At 42.4% G+C, this 16823-nt stretch carries 14 protein-coding genes; 4 read left to right on the top strand and 10 right to left on the bottom strand.

The window, feature by feature from the left end; genetic code table 11:
- Nucleotides 1–612 precede the first annotated feature (612 nt).
- Nucleotides 613–1914, top strand: coding sequence for a histidinol dehydrogenase (gene hisD / locus ACM0OX_RS06715; protein WP_414514116.1), 1302 nt, complete (start codon nt 613–615; stop codon nt 1912–1914).
- Nucleotides 1915–2328: 414 nt separating this feature from the next.
- Nucleotides 2329–2754, top strand: coding sequence for a universal stress protein (locus tag ACM0OX_RS06710; protein ID WP_414514114.1), 426 nt, complete (start codon nt 2329–2331; stop codon nt 2752–2754).
- Nucleotides 2755–3127: 373 nt separating this feature from the next.
- Here the strand turns inward: ACM0OX_RS06710 and ACM0OX_RS06705 are convergent, their stop codons facing one another.
- Nucleotides 3128–3514 (bottom strand): hypothetical protein, encoded by a 387-nt coding sequence (locus ACM0OX_RS06705; RefSeq protein WP_181928795.1) that lies wholly within the window; start codon nt 3512–3514, stop codon nt 3128–3130.
- A 140-nt stretch (nt 3515–3654) separates the two neighbouring features.
- Here ACM0OX_RS06705 and hslO point away from each other — a divergent pair, with 140 nt between their 5' ends.
- Together hslO and ACM0OX_RS06695 are read left to right on the top strand one after the other, a co-directional pair.
- Complete coding sequence (gene hslO, locus ACM0OX_RS06700; RefSeq protein WP_414514112.1) at nt 3655–4554, top strand: Hsp33 family molecular chaperone HslO; 900 nt, start codon at nt 3655–3657, stop codon at nt 4552–4554.
- Nucleotides 4555–4714: 160 nt separating this feature from the next.
- Nucleotides 4715–6760 carry a chromosome segregation ATPase gene (locus ACM0OX_RS06695; protein ID WP_414514111.1) on the top strand — a complete coding sequence of 682 codons (2046 nt, stop codon included), beginning with the start codon at nt 4715–4717 and terminating at the stop codon, nt 6758–6760.
- A 363-nt stretch (nt 6761–7123) separates the two neighbouring features.
- On the opposite strand, the gene ACM0OX_RS06690 is transcribed toward ACM0OX_RS06695, so the two are convergent.
- The 9 genes from ACM0OX_RS06690 to glyQ form a co-directional block, all read right to left on the bottom strand.
- Nucleotides 7124–7306 (bottom strand): hypothetical protein, encoded by a 183-nt coding sequence (locus tag ACM0OX_RS06690; protein ID WP_414514109.1) that lies wholly within the window; start codon nt 7304–7306, stop codon nt 7124–7126.
- A gap of 453 nt (nt 7307–7759) precedes the next feature.
- On the bottom strand, nt 7760–8638 hold the full coding sequence (locus ACM0OX_RS06685; protein ID WP_094350041.1) for an NAD(P)-dependent oxidoreductase: 879 nt from the start codon (nt 8636–8638) through the stop codon (nt 7760–7762).
- 424 nt (nt 8639–9062) lie between these two features.
- Entirely contained in the window at nt 9063–10241 is a 1179-nt protein-coding gene (locus ACM0OX_RS06680; RefSeq protein ID WP_414514107.1) for a class I SAM-dependent methyltransferase, read from the bottom strand.
- Nucleotides 10242–10662: 421 nt separating this feature from the next.
- The gene (locus tag ACM0OX_RS06675; RefSeq protein WP_414514105.1) at nt 10663–10788 is read right to left on the bottom strand and encodes a hypothetical protein; all 126 of its coding nucleotides are present in this window, start codon (nt 10786–10788) and stop codon (nt 10663–10665) included.
- A 138-nt stretch (nt 10789–10926) separates the two neighbouring features.
- Nucleotides 10927–11316: a VOC family protein gene (locus tag ACM0OX_RS06670; protein ID WP_414514103.1), complete on the bottom strand. Its 390-nt coding sequence runs from the start codon at nt 11314–11316 to the stop codon at nt 10927–10929.
- Between the two features lie 197 nt (nt 11317–11513).
- Nucleotides 11514–12050 (bottom strand): GAF domain-containing protein, encoded by a 537-nt coding sequence (locus ACM0OX_RS06665; protein WP_414514101.1) that lies wholly within the window; start codon nt 12048–12050, stop codon nt 11514–11516.
- A 233-nt stretch (nt 12051–12283) separates the two neighbouring features.
- On the bottom strand, nt 12284–12781 hold the full coding sequence (locus ACM0OX_RS06660) for an NADAR family protein (RefSeq protein ID WP_414514099.1): 498 nt from the start codon (nt 12779–12781) through the stop codon (nt 12284–12286).
- A 40-nt stretch (nt 12782–12821) separates the two neighbouring features.
- A complete protein-coding gene (locus ACM0OX_RS06655) occupies nt 12822–15176 on the bottom strand; it encodes a ComEC/Rec2 family competence protein (protein ID WP_414514097.1) in 2355 nt (784 codons plus the stop codon).
- Between the two features lie 506 nt (nt 15177–15682).
- Nucleotides 15683–16582 carry a glycine--tRNA ligase subunit alpha gene (gene glyQ / locus ACM0OX_RS06650; protein WP_414514095.1) on the bottom strand — a complete coding sequence of 300 codons (900 nt, stop codon included), beginning with the start codon at nt 16580–16582 and terminating at the stop codon, nt 15683–15685.
- Between the last annotated feature and the right edge of the window lie 241 nt (nt 16583–16823).

Below are 16823 nucleotides of genomic sequence, written 5' to 3'. Positions count from 1 at the left end.
AGATCATCAATATTATTATTTCCATAGTCTCTACTCGCAAATTCAGTATTTCGTCAATTGAGGAAATGCGTTAAAATAAAATGCATCTAAATAAATGAAATGTCACCCTAACTCATCACACCCTGATTAAGCAATGTGATTGCCGATAAATAAAATTTGTGCGTAAACCAGATGTATATTTAGAGGCAGGAACTGTAAAGAGCTAAATTTCAGGGATTCTCAAGTATAGAACCGATATATCGTGCCTGTACAGACATTAACTACTAAAAGTTAGGGAAATAAGTAAAAATTATACTCAGATCCTAGCCCATGTAAATTCAGGGAATTGCATGTGTAAACACACCATCTGCACCCCATAAGAATTGAGGGAAAGGGTGTAAGGGTAGCGGGAAATGGCACACCTGCTTCCTGCCGCTAGCCAGTCAAGGCTTATCGGATTGAGCAATTAAGTCGCCTTCTCAAGCAAACTATACGCTGGTAGCCTTGAGAGTATCAAAAAAATCCAGGTTAAGCTAGAGAAGAGAATTAGAGTCAGCTTGCACACCCCAGTGGGTCAAGAGCAATACTAAATCTCAGGTGGCAATATTATAATTTTGGCATTGTCCTTACTCCATGCTGCGAATTATTACTCAGCAGGCAGACGTTAGAGCAGAACTACAACGGATCTGCGATCGCACCCATGACGAACAGGTACTTCATAAAGAAGCAACGGTGCGGGAAATTTTGCAAGCAGTGAAGCGCCAAGGCGACAAAGCTGTATTGCATTACACGGACGAATTTGACAAGCAAACCCTGAAAGCAGAAGAACTCCGAGTTACAGGCTCGGAACTGGATGCAGCCTATCAACAGGTATCAAAAGAGTTGTTGAGTGCAGTTCGGCTAGCTTGCCGTCAAATTGAAGCGTTTCATCGTCAGCGAGTACCAAAAAGCTGGGTACACTTTGGTGACGATGAAGTAGTACTGGGCAAACGCTACACCCCTGTAGACCGAGCTGGGTTGTATGTGCCTGGTGGCCGTGCCGCCTATCCCAGTACAGTGCTAATGAATGCAATTCCGGCTCATGTTGCAGCTGTACCGCACGTGGTGATGGTAACACCACCAGGCCCAGGGGGTGCTATTAACCCAGCAGTCTTGGTAGCTGCCCAAGAAGCAGGGGTGCAAGAAATTTATCGTATTGGGGGCGCACAAGCGATCGCTGCTTTAGCCTATGGCACAGAAACAATTCCGAAAGTGGATGTGATTACTGGCCCTGGTAACATTTATGTCACCCTAGCGAAAAAACTTGTCTATGGCACTGTTGGCATTGATTCCTTGGCAGGCCCCAGCGAAGTGCTGGTGATTGCCGATGAAAGCGCAAATCCAGTGCATGTAGCTGCTGACTTGCTAGCCCAAGCCGAACACGATCCGATGGCGGCAGCGATTTTGCTGACCACAGATGTTGCTTTGGCGAAAAACGTACAATTAGCCTTGGAAAGACAGCTAGTGGATCATCCACGGCGAATAGACACAGAAAAAGCGATCGCTCACTACGGCTTAATTATCGTTGTGGAATCGCTCCAAGCAGCAGCAGAACTCTCAAATGAATTTGCCCCTGAACACCTAGAATTAGAAGTCAAAGACCCTTGGGCACTATTACCACAGATTCGTCACGCTGGGGCAATCTTTTTGGGTTACTCAACACCAGAAGCTGTAGGAGACTATTTGGCAGGTCCTAATCATACCTTGCCCACTTCTGGTGCTGCCCGCTATGCTTCGGCATTGGGTGTTGAAACTTTCCTTAAACACTCCAGTATTATTCAATACTCCCAAACTGCACTGCAAAATGTGGCTGGTGCTATTGATGTGCTAGCAACAGCAGAAGGTTTACCTTCCCATGCTGATTCAGTCCGACGCCGAATTCAGCAAGAAGAGTGATTTGGAATGCTTAATTTTTTTTTGATAAGCCAGTGCTGAGTAAAAATCCCAGTCCCTAGAACATTTTCATGCATGGTTGGTTGTGAAACTCGTTTCATCGGGACTGCCTTGAGTCACCCTTTAAGCGTCCACAAGTCGGGTATTGCCAACAGACAGTAGTTTTTGGGAGAGGAAAACCCTCTCCCAGAAACTCGTGAAAAGCTTCATTATCCAGAAAATTTGCTATAATCCCTTCACATGAAAGTGGCATAAAACTCACTGACCTATGGCGTAGCCTTAAATATATAAACTTACAGCTATTTACCTGCAAATAGCTGTAAGTTGTCAGATAAAAAATTAATTTCGTGTCACTGCCGACTAATTTTGCTAGATACTTATGTATGTAAGGGGTCTACTCTTTAGGAGACGAGAGCAGTGCTAAATAGTGTTTTGGTGGCTCTGGACGGTTCGGATATTTCACAACGAGTAATTCAAGCTTTAGATAATTTGGTGTTTTCAAAAGACGCCAAGGTTATTCTCTGTCATGTGTTTCTCACACCAGAGTCAGAAATGGAACTACCTGCCGATCGCCCTCAGCCAGAGTCCCCAACATTTTCTTATTTTCATATTGAAAAGCAACTGCAATTATATCAGGAAAAGTTATCAGTCAGAAGTGAGTTAGAGTTAGTAACTGGCGATCCCGCTGAAGAGATTATTCGTCTTGCCAATATTTATAAAACTGACTTAATTATAATTGGCAGTCGGGGGTTGATGGGGATGAAACGAATTGTCCAGGGTTCTGTTAGCAGTCAAGTTGTAGAAGAGGCTAATTGTTCAGTGTTAGTCGTAAAACCAAGGTAAAGATTTGCAAGGGGAAGCAATGGCTATAACCACCCCAAAACTAACCTTTGATGAATACCTAAAATATGATCGCACTGATATCCGCTATAAATTGGTCAAGGGAGAATTAATTCCCATGAGTCTAGAAAGTGGTCAACATAGTGCAGAATGTGGGTTTAACAATTTTAACCTATGCAATTCTGTGTTCTCTGCGTCTAGAGTCGTTAGATAAATTACTTTTAAACCGCAGAGTCACAGAGGAGGACACTTGCATGAGCAGGTTTCCCTACTTGAGCAAAGTGTCCGTGGCACAGAGAAAAAAGAGATTTTTCGAGTTACCTTGTAAGGGCTAACCATAGAGACAAGGAAAATCCCCTTTCTACGTTCAGTCCATTCAACGTTCTTGAGTTGCTAAAAACTGACGCAAGCTCAACAAGCTGAGTGTTTGACCCAAATTCAAAGGCAAAATTGAAACTCCTTCCAAGCGGGACTGTACCCAACCTTCTCCCCAGTACCATTCGTGGAACCCATCAATGCCTCCACTGAGTACTAAGCGGAGGCAATTGGATTTGACAACGTTTACTTGATGATGAATCGCGACTGGCCCAGTCCAGGTTGTAAACTGGAATCCGGGAAGCAGTTCTTCTGGCATTCCTGGGGCAAAACGTTGCCCTAAAAGCCATTTTTTTAGTTGCACGGGATGCAGCAGACTGTCACGAATTACATCTGTTGATGCTTCGATTTCGATCCGCAGTTGGCTTTGTTGAAAATTACCCAGCATTTTTCTCGGATTACCTAAAGATAAGACATCGCTATTTCTAATATTGCAAATACAATCACTGATTATGACTAGGTGACTTTTCTCGCAGCAGAGAACTTAGAATAGAAAAAGTGAACTTGTTAAGAAATGTAAGGTTATTCATGGCGGATCAGTTAATTCGTGCAACAGCAGCCGAAGGTGGAATTCGTGCCGTAGGTGCGATCGCCACACGTTTAACAGAAGAAGCACGGCAGCGTCACAAGCTTTCTTATGTGGCAACGGCAGCACTGGGTCGGACTATGGTGGCGGGTTTGTTAATGGTTTCTAGTATGAAGCGAACTGGATCGAGGGTGAATGTCCGCGTTAAGGGCGATGGGCCTTTGGGTGGCATATTGGTAGATGCAGGCTTAGATGGTACGGTACGTGGATATGTCGGAAATCCATCTGTAGAATTGCCTCCCAACGCCAAAGGTAAATTAGATGTTGGTGGTGCTGTGGGTGGCGGCTACCTCTACGTTGTGCGGGATATCGGTTATGGTTATCCTTACTCTAGTACCGTAGAACTAGTTTCTGGCGAAATTGGTGATGATGTCGCTCATTATCTCGTGAATTCCGAGCAAACACCTTCGGCTTTAGTTTTAGGTGTGTTCGTGGGAGCAGCCGGAGTAACTGCTGCGGGAGGATTACTGATACAAATATTACCCAAAGCCGCCAGAGACGAAGCCTTAGTAGAAACGTTGGAATCAAGGGTTGCTGGTCTAGCAGGATTTACGCCGTTATTACAAGCTGGGAAGACCTTACCTGAAATCTTTGATGACTTATTGGGAGATATGGGGTTAGAAATCTTTTCCGAACGCCAAATGTTGCGCTTCCACTGTGGTTGCTCTTTCGATCGCGTTTTGGGGGCACTAAAGATTTTGGGAGAAGCTGAACTGCAAGATATGATTCTTAAAGATGATGGTGCTGAAGCAACTTGCGACTTTTGCGGCAACGTCTACCAGGCAAGTAGCGATCAGTTAGCTCAACTAATTTCCGATTTGCAAGCCGAATCTGCTGTTTGAGGATAAAGTATAAAATAGCACTGATTTTTGAGATTGATAATGGTACTCTGTGGAGAGAGATAATCAAAAAAGTAGCTTTTTAATGATGAGAAAGTTACTATGTCAACAATGGAATTATCAATCTAAAACAGAGCGCTATTCAATTATTTTGGTGTGAGAGATGACAGAGCGGGATATTCCAGACAGTTGGTCTTCAGCCAGTGGAAGAGAGCCAGATCAAAATAAAAGATTATCCCGAACAGAACAATTCGGTGAAACTCAGCCATTTGATGTCCCAGCTACTGGTTCTACCTCCAAGTCAGTGAAGCGGCGAAAAAAAAACCATACGAATAGTAATTCAGAAGAAACTGCCCAACTCAGTAGTACTTCTGGGAAATGGCCACGCTGGCTGAAAAGCTGGACATTGTGGCTAGTACTACTAATGTTGATTCCCAGCAGTGTCGGATTCTTGGCAATGGCAATGCTGCTAAAATTGCCAGCTGCCCCTAATTGTCCATCGATTTTCTGGCCGCTGGCTAGTGCTTCTGTTCGGCTACATTGCGCTCAGTTAGCGGCTTCTAAGCAAACAGTGAACGACCTATTGCAAGCGATCGCTCTGGTGAAGCAACTACCACAAAATCACCCGTTGCATGGAGAAATCGATCGTTTCATCGAAGAATGGTCGCGGGATATTTTGAAGCTAGCCGATCAAAGTTTCCAAACTGGTAATTTAGAGGAAGCGATCGCGACTGCTCGTAAGATACCCGAAGATGTAGCAGCTTATAAATTAGTCAATGAACAAGTTGACAAATGGCAGTCAATTTGGTCAAAGGCTGAAGCCACATACAACGGTGCAATCGCCGAAGTAAAGGAACGGCGCTGGCAATCAGCGTTCATGTTATCCGCTAAAATGCTGCGCGTAGACAATCAATACTGGGCGGGTACTAAATACGACCAATTGAATCGTCTAATTGCCACAGCACGGGAAGATGGCGATAAGTTAGGAAAAGCCGAAAGTTTAGCAAATAGCAAAGTAGTCGATAATATCCTAGAAGCGATCAACTTAGCCGAGTCCATTGGGCAGGAAAGTTACCTTTACCAAAAAGCTCAGGAAGCGGTTCCGGCATTTGGACGCAAAATGCTGGAATTAGCACAGGCGAAACTAGACAAGCAGGATGCGGATGAAGCGCTGAATATTGCTAGGCAAATACCGGAAAGTACGAAACTACAAGGTGAAACAGATGACTTTATTGCCATCGCTGACGCCAAAAGAAGTGCTTGGATCGGTAATGTTTCTGGTTTAGAGGCAGCGATCGCTCAAGCACAACAAATCGATCCCTCCAGACCAGTGTATAACGAAGCACAGCAATTAATTGCTCGTTGGCAGTTGGAAATTGAAGATGTTGCCCATCTGGAAAAAGCGAGAATATTGGCTAGCCAAGGGACAGTCCCAAATTTAACAGCAGCGATCGCCCAAGTACAGCTGATTCCTGCTAGTAATCCTAGAGGTGCAGAAGCTAGGCAAGAGATAGGTCGCTGGAATGCCCAAGTGGAGACAATTGAAGACCAACCTTACTTAGACCGTGCCGAACAGATAGCAATATTCGAGGATATTAACTCCTTGCAAGCTGCGATCGCCCAGGCCAGCGAAATTCGTAGAGGTCGTGCATTATATCCAGAAGCACGGAAAAAAATTCGTACTTGGGTAGGAAAGATTGAGCGAATTCAAGACCAACCTTACTTAGATCGAGCACAAGAACTGGCCCAGAGTGGAAATCTCACCGCCGCCATCAGCACAGCTCAACAAATTGCTTCATCGGGAAGGGCGCTTTCACAAGAAGCACAAACTGCGATCGATGACTGGGAAGGGCAAATCCGCACTAGAGAAGACTGGAAAAAAGCCCAGCAAGTGGGTGCGGCTGGCACTCCAGAAGCATTGGTTGAGGCAATACGACTGGCGGATCGAGTTTCAAACAATAGCATCTTACGTATGGATGCAAATCAGGCTATTGACCAATGGAGTCAGCAATTGTTAGAAATTGCACGGACTCAAGGTCAATCTGATATTGCTAGAGGTATTGACATTGCCAAATCGATTCCACGCGGTAGTGCTGCTTACAGTGCAGCGCAAGAGCAAATTAAGGCTTGGCAGGATTTTCTCAATCCTCAACCTGAACCTCAACCTCAGCCTTCATCTGTGCCTGAATCTCTACCATTTCCCCGCTAAACTACTATTAATGGTCAGCGATCGTTTATTAGAGCAATTTTCAAGTCAATAGACCATAGGGTGGCTACTCACTAACCATCTCAAGATCGCCGATAGTGAGCAGTATTACTAATCTTTATCCTCAGTAAGAGGTTGTTTGAAAAGTTGTAAAGTCTATGTACTCAAAACTTCTCTCCCAGCCTCTCCCCGAAAGACCGATAGGGTTTGAAACTCCATTCCCTAAAAGAAAATGGCGCGAGGAAGGGTTAGGTTTTCGAGGCTTAGATGTTACAAAAATACTTTTCAAACATCCTTTCAGACGTTAAATTTTCTTACTGAAATAAGCCCGGAGCTATGACTAGAGACAATCTAGAATTAAAGTATTCAATTCTTAACTGGGTTTCTGGCAAGTGGATTGCTGCCAAATAGCTTGATGATGGTTTCGGCAAATTCTTTATTGTCGTAAAATTCATGCATCAAAGTAATAGGTTGCGAATAAAGTTGATCGCTGGAAAAGATCGACTTCCAATCTAGTTGGGTGTTATTAACAACTCCAACATCTTTCATCTTTTTGAGAAATTCGTAAGCAATTAACCCTTGAGCAATGGCAGATGGATGAATCCCATCTAAACTAAATAGTCCACATTTTAATTTTAAAAAGTTTTAATTTATAATTTTGGAGGAGCGTACAAGGCGATTCGCTTAGATTAAGAAAAATTGCACTTACTGTCATATTAGCAAAGACCAATATGACCAAGGTATTTGTTGGCCTTTACTCGTCAAACGCCACTTGACGTGATAATAAACTGCTGTCAGAGATGCGCTACGCGAATAAGTTGACGAAACTAACAACACTTGCTTCTTTGAAAGGAAGACGGTGGGCGTAGCTTGCTTAGACATCTTGCAACAGTAGCTTTTGCAAGATGTTAGGGTGCATGTTAACGGGTAAGGGAAAATTTCATACCTTTAACATGCACCCCACAATCCACTGACTTCAGGCGTGAGATGAGCTTAAACCCTTTATTCCCCGATCGCTTCTCCCCATTCCTTAATGACTGAAAATAGTGATGAGTAATCATCATCAGCAAATGACATTTTTACGGCTGTTTGCAAGATTTGCCGCACTCCTTTAATACTGCTGAGATCCAAACTTTGAGATTTTGCTTCCGAGATAAATAATTCCGTATCTTTAAGTAAATATTTTGTAGGGAAATTGGGATCGGCATAATTGCCATCTAACATCAGTTGTAGCTTTTTGTCAAAGATAGGTGCGTAGAAAGGACTGTCGCGCAAGATTTGCATAAACACATCCACATCTACACCTTGACGCTGGACAAAAGCTAGACTCAGAGCAAAGCTAGTTGTTAGAGAAGCTATTAGTTGATTTAGTGCCAATTTAAGCGCCGCCGCAGATCCCACTGGCCCGATAAGTAAAGGTTCTGTCCCAAAATTTTGGAGTAACTTCAAGTGATGTTCGTATTGTTCTGGCTCGGCCCCTACCATAACACTCAATTTGCCAGCTTTTGCTTCTGGGATACCCCCTAATACGGGCGCTTCTAAATACTCACCACCACCCCCAACAACTGCATCTCTAATTTCCTGGCTTTCTGTCGGTGTAATTGTTCCCATTTGGATGATTGTGCGCCCTTTCAAAGTTTGCCAAGCAGTATCTGAAAGCAACACATTATAAATGGCTGGGGCATTAGTCAGCATGAGAATTACACACTCAGCAGCACGAATGGCATGGCGGGGATGTGTAGCAATTTCAGCCCCAGCTGCTTGTAGTGGTGCTAATTTTTCTGGGGTACGATTGTAGACAACTAGCTGTATATCTGCGGCTAATAACCTTTGAGCCATTGGTAGTCCCATCAGTCCAATTCCCAGAAATGCCACCTTCATTTTTTACGTTCCTTTAGTACAGCGTCACCGTAAGCGTTGCGTAAAGCTTTTTACATAGCTTCTCTACGAAAGGTTACGCCAACGCTTAGAGCGAGTCATTGAGCGTTATAACCTATCGCAAACAGCGCATTGTTTGATTCAAATTTAGTTGGGAAGTAGTTATTTGAAATTTAAAATACAGTCCTAAATCCCAGTTTTCTTACTTCCTAACTCTGGCAATCAACCACCGGCAGCAAAAGTTAACATAATTATCACTGAAAGTAATATACCAGGGGTAAGTAGTGTTACTAGCATTAACAGGTCATGAGTGGACATAATTATTACTTTGGTAGTGTGTTTAACTTTACTGTAATCACTGTTATGCTAGTCCAAATAAGACTGATACTGCATTCTTAAATAGAGTTTTAACTTTTCAACTTTACGCTTACTCTGGCAGGATCAATCCTTTTAATGCTTGAGAGATTTCTGTCTTGTCCAGACCTTTGCTCTGAATTAAGATTCCAAAGCCGCCGAGTCCTGTGGGATCTAGAAGTTGGTGTAGTGCATCCCGATGCTGTAGTAACTGCGAGAGAGGTTGCTTTTGCTGGGAAAGGGCTGCAATACGATCGCCTAATCCCAATGCCATCAAAAATAATCCCTGCTGGATAAAACCAACATTCTTTAAGTTACACTTCTGGCCCCAGCGTTCCAAAGCTGTAAAGTCAACATGGGCAGTTATATCTTGTCGCCCAATATTAATATAAGGATTGTCATGGAAGCGGTGGTGATAATAGCACTGTAACGTTCCTTGCGATCGCCTGGGATTGTAGTAACGGCTGGCGGGGTAGCCATAATCAATTGTTAACACATAGCCGCGCTGCAAGCAGTCTGCTACTATACTCAACCAGTCTAGAGCAGCTAAATTAATTTCACTACGGTAGCCATCGGGATATGCACTTTGGTTAAAGTTCATTTCCACTAAGTCTAAATATTCAGCTAGTTGGGGCGTTGAAGGTTCCCCTGTGACTTCCACAAATGATGAGCAGGTTTCTTTCTCATTACTATCTGTGGTTACATAAATTTCTCGGAGTTCTGCCGTTTCTAGGATGAATTGATGCACGGGGAACGCATCTACTAACTCGTTAGAGAAAAAGCAACCAGCGATCGCATTTGGTGGTATCTCTTCTAAATTACACCAACGCACAGGGAAATCTTGCAAGCGTTGCTGCTGTTTTTGTCTTAAACTTGGAGATTTTTCAACAATGATGTACTCTAGCGCCGTAAAAAAATCTGGGTAGTGCTGTTGATGATATTTAAGGATATGCAAAGCTAGCAATCCTTCACCTGCTCCCATTTCTACCAAAGAAAAGGGTACAGGTTTTCCTAAAATCTCCCACATCTGAAAAAATTGTTCTGCCAATAACTCACCAAAGTCAGCACAGAGGTTAGGAGAGGTGAAAAAATCACCACCTTTAAAGCCAATTTTGATTGCATCGCTAGAATAGTAGCCGTATTCAGGGTGGTACAGCGCTAGATCCATGAATTGGGCGAAAGTAATTCGTTGCTGAGGACTGGTGGTAATATGATTTGCGATCGCTGCACACAGCAAAGCATTGGAATCCATAAAATTTCAGATTTTAGATTGGGGACTACAAAAAACACAAAAAACAAATGCTTACCAACGACGACAGGCTACGCCAACGTCAGAAACACCGGGCGATTGGAAATCGTGGCTATACACACTAAACCAGCCTGCGCGGGTTTTATAGAGTCCGCGCAGGTGATCACTGAGCCGGTCGTTGTGCGGACGAAAGATTTGTATAGCCCCAGACTTAACTTCTCTTCGCGTAGCGTGCGCCTTAGCGTAGGGCAATCTGCCAAAACGGAATGCTCTCTCGTAATTTACCTTTGTGGGTTTCGTCTTGCTAAAAGGCGATCGCGCACTCCAATACGGGTTAAAACGCTTTTCAACTTCCTGCTGAACTTTCGTGGCAAGTCTTTGAAGCTCTAGAAGGTAGGTATCAACCTCACAACAATTTAAAAACTTACCCAAACTGTTGTTCTAGCAACGTTGCAGCTAGTCGTTCACAAGGAACGCCAATTGCCTCAGCCTGTTGCTGAATCGCGGCGAAAATGCGATCGTTCAGTTCCAGTGTTAAAAGGAGAGTCATAGCAGCATGGAACACCGCTAGAGGCTATGCTAATTATAGCTTTGCTTGTTTGAAGACCGAATTAGTAAAACTCTTAGGCTACTGGTAATTACAATTACGAATTATGAATTAAGGGTAGCGTCTTGCAGAGAAGCAGTACTAGCCACTCACCAAGGACACCAGCACACCATTGGGATCGCGGACACGAGCAATAGTTTTTCCCCCAGGCTGAGATTTAGGAGCATCTAGTGTTTTTGCACCAGCCCCGATCGCTCTCATGTAAGCGCTGCCAACATCAGGGGTGATAAATGATATCTGAATTAATGGCGGTGGTTGTGTGGGATCGTTGGCATGAAAGCCACTAGGAAATAATTTCTGTGCTTCGCTACTAGAAGAGAAAGCTAGTGTGGTATTTCCGGTTTCGATTTCTGCCCAGATAGATTGCCCTTTATCCTGGAGAGTACGACGAACTAGACCAAAGGCTTTTTCGTAAAACTCAACTGTTTTAACTACATCGTCTACCCAGATGACCGTGTAACCAAATTTCATAATTCTTTCTCCCTATTTAGAAAAATTAGTGCCGGTAAGAGCCAGGGCGAATAAAATTCGCGGCTATACAAGCAAAGTCCGTCTCCGCAGACTAAGAAAAAATTGAGGGTTTGAAACCCACACAGGTGGGGTAAAGCCTTGTGTAGACGCGGTTTCTAACCGCCCTTTTAACTACGAATTACGAATTACGAATTATTTTAACTCTCCAGAATATTTCGATCTGTTGCTAGGGTTTGTGCCCCTGTTTGCATCATTTCTATATCTGATGGCAACCAATCATGAGGCCCTTGACAGTGGTGTGCTACTAGTAATCCCCATAATCCTCTAGGGATGACAATTGGTGCAACCAAGTTGGCGCGAACCTGCATACTGCGGAGAAAGTCTCGGTGACAAACCTCGATTGGCTCTAATTCAATATCAGCGATCACCTTTACCCTTCCTGCTAAGTATAAAGCAGCATACTCGTTGTTAAAACAATCATCTGGGCCAGTGGAACCTAGTATTGAGAATTCTTTAGAACTTAAAGATTCAAAAGTCACCTGTCCTTCCCACTGCCCGTAAAAATAATACAACACCACACGATCAACCTGAAGCGATTCTCTGAGTTGATTGGTTGTTTGCCGAACTAACTCATTTTGCTCTATTGATATGACAAGGCGATCGAGCAATTTTTGCAAACCCTGCTCGCGGCGATCGCGGTTTTGGTTAAATTTGGAGTGAGGATGAATTTGCACGGTTCTAAAATTACCAGTAAGTAAATGCTGCTGGATTTTTACAGTAATTTATTAGACTTTATGTAGATACATTGTTCTATTTATAGCAGCAATTCCATTTTAACGAAACATAATACTATTCAAGTTCTGCGGTGAATTTAAAATAAATTATTAAGATTTTTTTATTGACTCTAGCTAAAGATCAAAAATATAAATTTAAAGTTAAGAATTTTAAAATTTTTTAGAAGTCAATACTAGGGCAAGCATTTATAGCAACAAGATGATTTAGGAGTTTTATTATCAATATCTGTACTGTGTCTATCGTGCAGGATATTTCGTACCTCCATTAAAATATTTCCTAGCATGTTTTTGCCACTGCCATCGGCTCCGCAACCCCAGTAAAAATCGATAGGCGAATTTTCAACAATTTCTGCATTTTCTGTGGAAAGTAAAATATCTCTAATATCTCTATGAGTTTGAAATTTACATAGTACAGCTTGCCGCATAATATCGTCTTTAACTTGTTCCCAATCTTGACGTAGAGGACGGGTTCTCTCACGCCCCATTCTTGCCGCATCTTTAGGTGTTTTAACCAGGCGGATTTGTTCTACATGAAATGTACCCACAAACTTTTGCGCTTGAAAGTAGTGTTCGCTAGTTGACCAATATAATCCATCTAATTCAAAGCCATGGGATGAAAAGTTAGAGAAACAACCATATTCTTCACGAGTGCTATAAAAGTAGATTGTCATAGATTTAATAAAACTTGAATTTACTAAAATTGTGAGTTTTTTACAAAACAGATGATTTATTTTCTGTTGATTCAATAAACGCCTCAAACTGACCATTAGGAGTCCATTGAATAGCCCCATCTCTTCCTGTAAAGAATAGTTTAGTTTGGCTTTGATTCAGTTCAAATAAAATTTTTGGATCAAAGTTTGCAGAAGAAGCGATCGCTACTTGTGGTTGCAGAGCAATAACTAAATCTTTCAATGACTCAGGGGCACACCAAAGCACTTGCGGGCGAGACAAACTTCCATTTTTAACTAGTTTTTGCACCTCTTTAGACTTAACATTACCTACTAATAACCAATTTTGACCTAAAATTTGCAATTGTAAAATAGGTAATTGGTCGTTGATTAATTGTGCTACTATCGAACCAGCTTTCACAGATTGACCAACTGCCAATGATTGATAAATTCCTTGATGTTTTTGTAGTTCCTGTTGAATTGCCTGAGTTGTAATAGAATTATCTGTCTGGGGTGAATATTCATAAAAATTATTGATTGGTAAACGTTGCATTAATTCAAACCAAGCATTACTTTGATCACCTTGAAAATCAGTTGCGATCGCCCAATTTATTTGATTTACACCTTGCTGTTGTAAAAACGGTAGAATCGTAAAACGTCCTGTACCTTCATCACCACTGTTAATGACAGTTACAGTACCTCGATCTTGAACGACTACAATTGGTTCTGTCCCCGATTCTAAGACTGTTATCCTAAACAATGTATTTTTAGAATGCCAAAGTGGGATGAATACTAAACCAATCGCAATCATATTAGCAAACCACCACCGTCTTTGCCACCAACGCACTAACCAGACCAATATAATTAGTATATAAATCGCCAAAAGCTGCCAAGTAGATATGCTGCCTACAGCAACAGAATTTCCAGGTAACTTGCTAAAAAATTCCACTAGTTTAATTAGCCAATCAGTAGGATAATGTAACACCCCGGCTAGGAAGCTTCCTGCTTCAGTCCAAACTAAACCTACTAACGCACTGATAATTCCACCTATACTAATGATTGAAATTAATGGAGTACTAACCACATTCAGCAACAGACTATAAGATGGTACAACCCCAAAGACAAAAAGTTGCACAGGTAAAGTCCAAATAGTTGCAGCTAGAGGAACAGCAATCAAAGCAGCGATCGCAGGCGGTAGCCATGCTAAGCGATTGACTAATGCGGGTACTGTTACAACCAATCCTAATGTTGCTAAAAAACTCAATTGAAAACCTAAATCCCAAATCCATAAAGGATTAAACACTAATAGCAGAGTTGCTGCTAATAGTAACGAGCCAAACTGTTTTACCTTTCTTTTTAATAGCAGACCAACTAATGCCGCAAAACCCATAATTACGGCTCTGAGAACCGCAGGTTGAAACCCTGTTAAACTCAGAAAAATGATTAAACCCAAAAACCCAAGGGTAAATTGTGTTCCTTTTCTTGCCCGTCTCGTTAACTGTAAGATCACACTCAGAATCAAAGAAGTTTGGAACCCAGAAGCTGCTAAAGCATGAGCTAATCCGGCTTGTACAAATAAGTCTCGGATATCGTAGGGTAAATCAACAGCTTTACTACCTAAAACCATTGCGCTTACAAGAGGCCCTTCAGGAACACCCAACCAACGAACTTGCGATCGCACAATTCGTTCCCGAATTTGCCACCATCCCCATTTCCGTTCCCGATCCAAAACATTTATTTGTCGTCCAATCAAACCAGCAAACGTTCCTTCCTGCTTGAGAAACTTCTGAAAATCGAAACCACCAGGGTTGGAAGCCGCCTTTGGTTTGTACAAAATCCCAGTCACGGCAATTTGTTGACTAGGGTATAACCCAGTAGCCTGAAGTATAGGGACTGTCACATACAATTTCCCTGTAACCCCTTGTGGGACACCTGCTGAACCTTTATCATTTTTGACTTCATCTAACTGAGTCGTTTCCAGCCAAAATTGTCCACGCTGACTGCGAGTTAAGCGAGGATTACTCACCACTTCGCCGCGTACAATCACAAGTTGTTCTTGATTGCTGCTATTTCCAGGCGGGACAAACTGACTAATATCTTTAGCTCCTGGTTGTGGCATTCGCCATTGAAAGTATAGAGTTGCCAATAATCCCACCAAGCCAGCAGCTAGCCATATTCGAGGATGGGCAGTACTGTGCCAAATATTAGGCACTGCCTTATTTTTGCTTCCAGCATTTTCCGGTTTCTGAGCAAATTGCTGTAGTGTGGTGCGTCTTCTAAAAACAATTGCTCCCACAATCCCCACAACCAAAATCCCCACACCACCCCAAGGAACTGCTGTAAGCAGCAACCCAAAAATATAGCCAAGACAAATAATTACACCACTAGTTTGAATCATAAGATTTTTGTAAAAGCACCTGGCAACCCGAATTTGCAGATGGTTTAAATATAGATAGGGCAGCAATAAAGAAAAATCGGCGTTGCTGAATTTGGTTATGAAATTCAAAAATAAAATATTCCAAACTCTTATTATCTGTGCTTGGAGCACCTCTGCGTGAGCTTTTTATCTCTCTAATTAGCAACAGCGAAAAGTTTTTATGCTTGTGGTGAGTATAATCCATCAAGTTTATATAAACAAAGCCCGCACAGGCGGGCCTTATCCTTCTTGTAGCTTTAATGTTCTAGATACAATATTTAACCGTATTTCTATCCTTTAGCAAAAACCAGATCAAAAAAATATACCTAGCTTAAACCTCAGCGCCACAAGGATAAACAGAACACAAAATCGTAGTGAATTAAATTTGGTACGATTCTGTGTGCCTTTGCCTTTACTTTGCGTTCCTCTGCCTTCAAAAACGCTCTTATTTTACACAAAACTGTACTTAGTTCGTGTAGCCGCACCCTTTAGGATATAGGGCTTCCTGTTGAACTTACAGTATCTTTGAGCAACGGAAAACCCAACTTCTCCCTTTGCTCAACATATAAATGAGCTACTTTCCTAGCCAAATGCCGAATTCTGGCAATATAGCGAGTTCTCTCCGTGACCGAAATCACACCTCTAGCATCCAGCAGATTGAATGTGTGCGAACACTTCATTACATAATCTAAGCTAGGCAATACCAACCCTCGCTCCGTCAATTGAGTAGCTTCCTGCTCATACAAATTAAATAATGTCAGTAGCAACTCAGGATTTGACGCTTCAAAGTTGTATATGCACTGCTCAATCTCACTTTGCAGGAAAACATCGCCATAAGTAATGTTGTCTGTCCACTGGATCTTAGTAAATGCTTCTACTTGCTGAAGATACATTGTCAACCGCTCTAACCCGTATGTAATCTCAATCGACACCGGACGGCAATCAATTCCTCCACACTGTTGAAAGTAGGTAAATTGAGTAACTTCCATCCCATCTAACCATACTTCCCACCCAGTACCCCAAGCTCCCACTGTTGCATCTTCCCAGTTATCTTCTACAAACCGAATATCGTGGTCTTCAGGACGGATACCTAAAGCCCTTAACGAGTCAAGATAAATTTCCTGGATATTATCTGGTGACGGCTTGATTAAAACTTGGTACTGATAATAATGTTGGAAGCGGTTAGGGTTTTCACCGTAGCGTCCATCAGTAGGTCGACGACAGGGTTCAACATAAGCAACAGCCCAAGGTTCCGGTCCCAATGCTCTTAAAAAAGTCTGGGGATTCTTAGTACCAGCCCCCTTTTCAATATCGTAGGGCTGGGCAATAAGACAACCGCGATCGCCCCAGAAATGATGCAGTAAACTTATTATCGACTGAAAATTCACGCTTGTTCCATCCTTAGTCAACACAGTCCGTAAACCATTGTTGCTTACAACCCAACACTGTAGTTAGTTTCAGGAGACAGAAAAGCGATCCAAAGTTATTTTTGGAAAAATAGTTGACACAAAGAGTTAGGTTCGCTATATTGAATAAGTGCTTGAAGCGGAGCGCGAAAGAGCGACGCTTGAAGGACACCGAACCTTGAAAATATTATAGTTTGAAAGCGATTATACAGCAAGTGTATTG

Origin of the sequence: Nostoc sp. PCC 9305 (genome assembly GCF_963920915.1) — a bacterium.
In the GTDB taxonomy this organism is placed as follows: Bacteria; Cyanobacteriota; Cyanobacteriia; order Cyanobacteriales; family Nostocaceae; genus Nostoc.
This window is presented reverse-complemented; position numbering and strand designations above follow the sequence as displayed.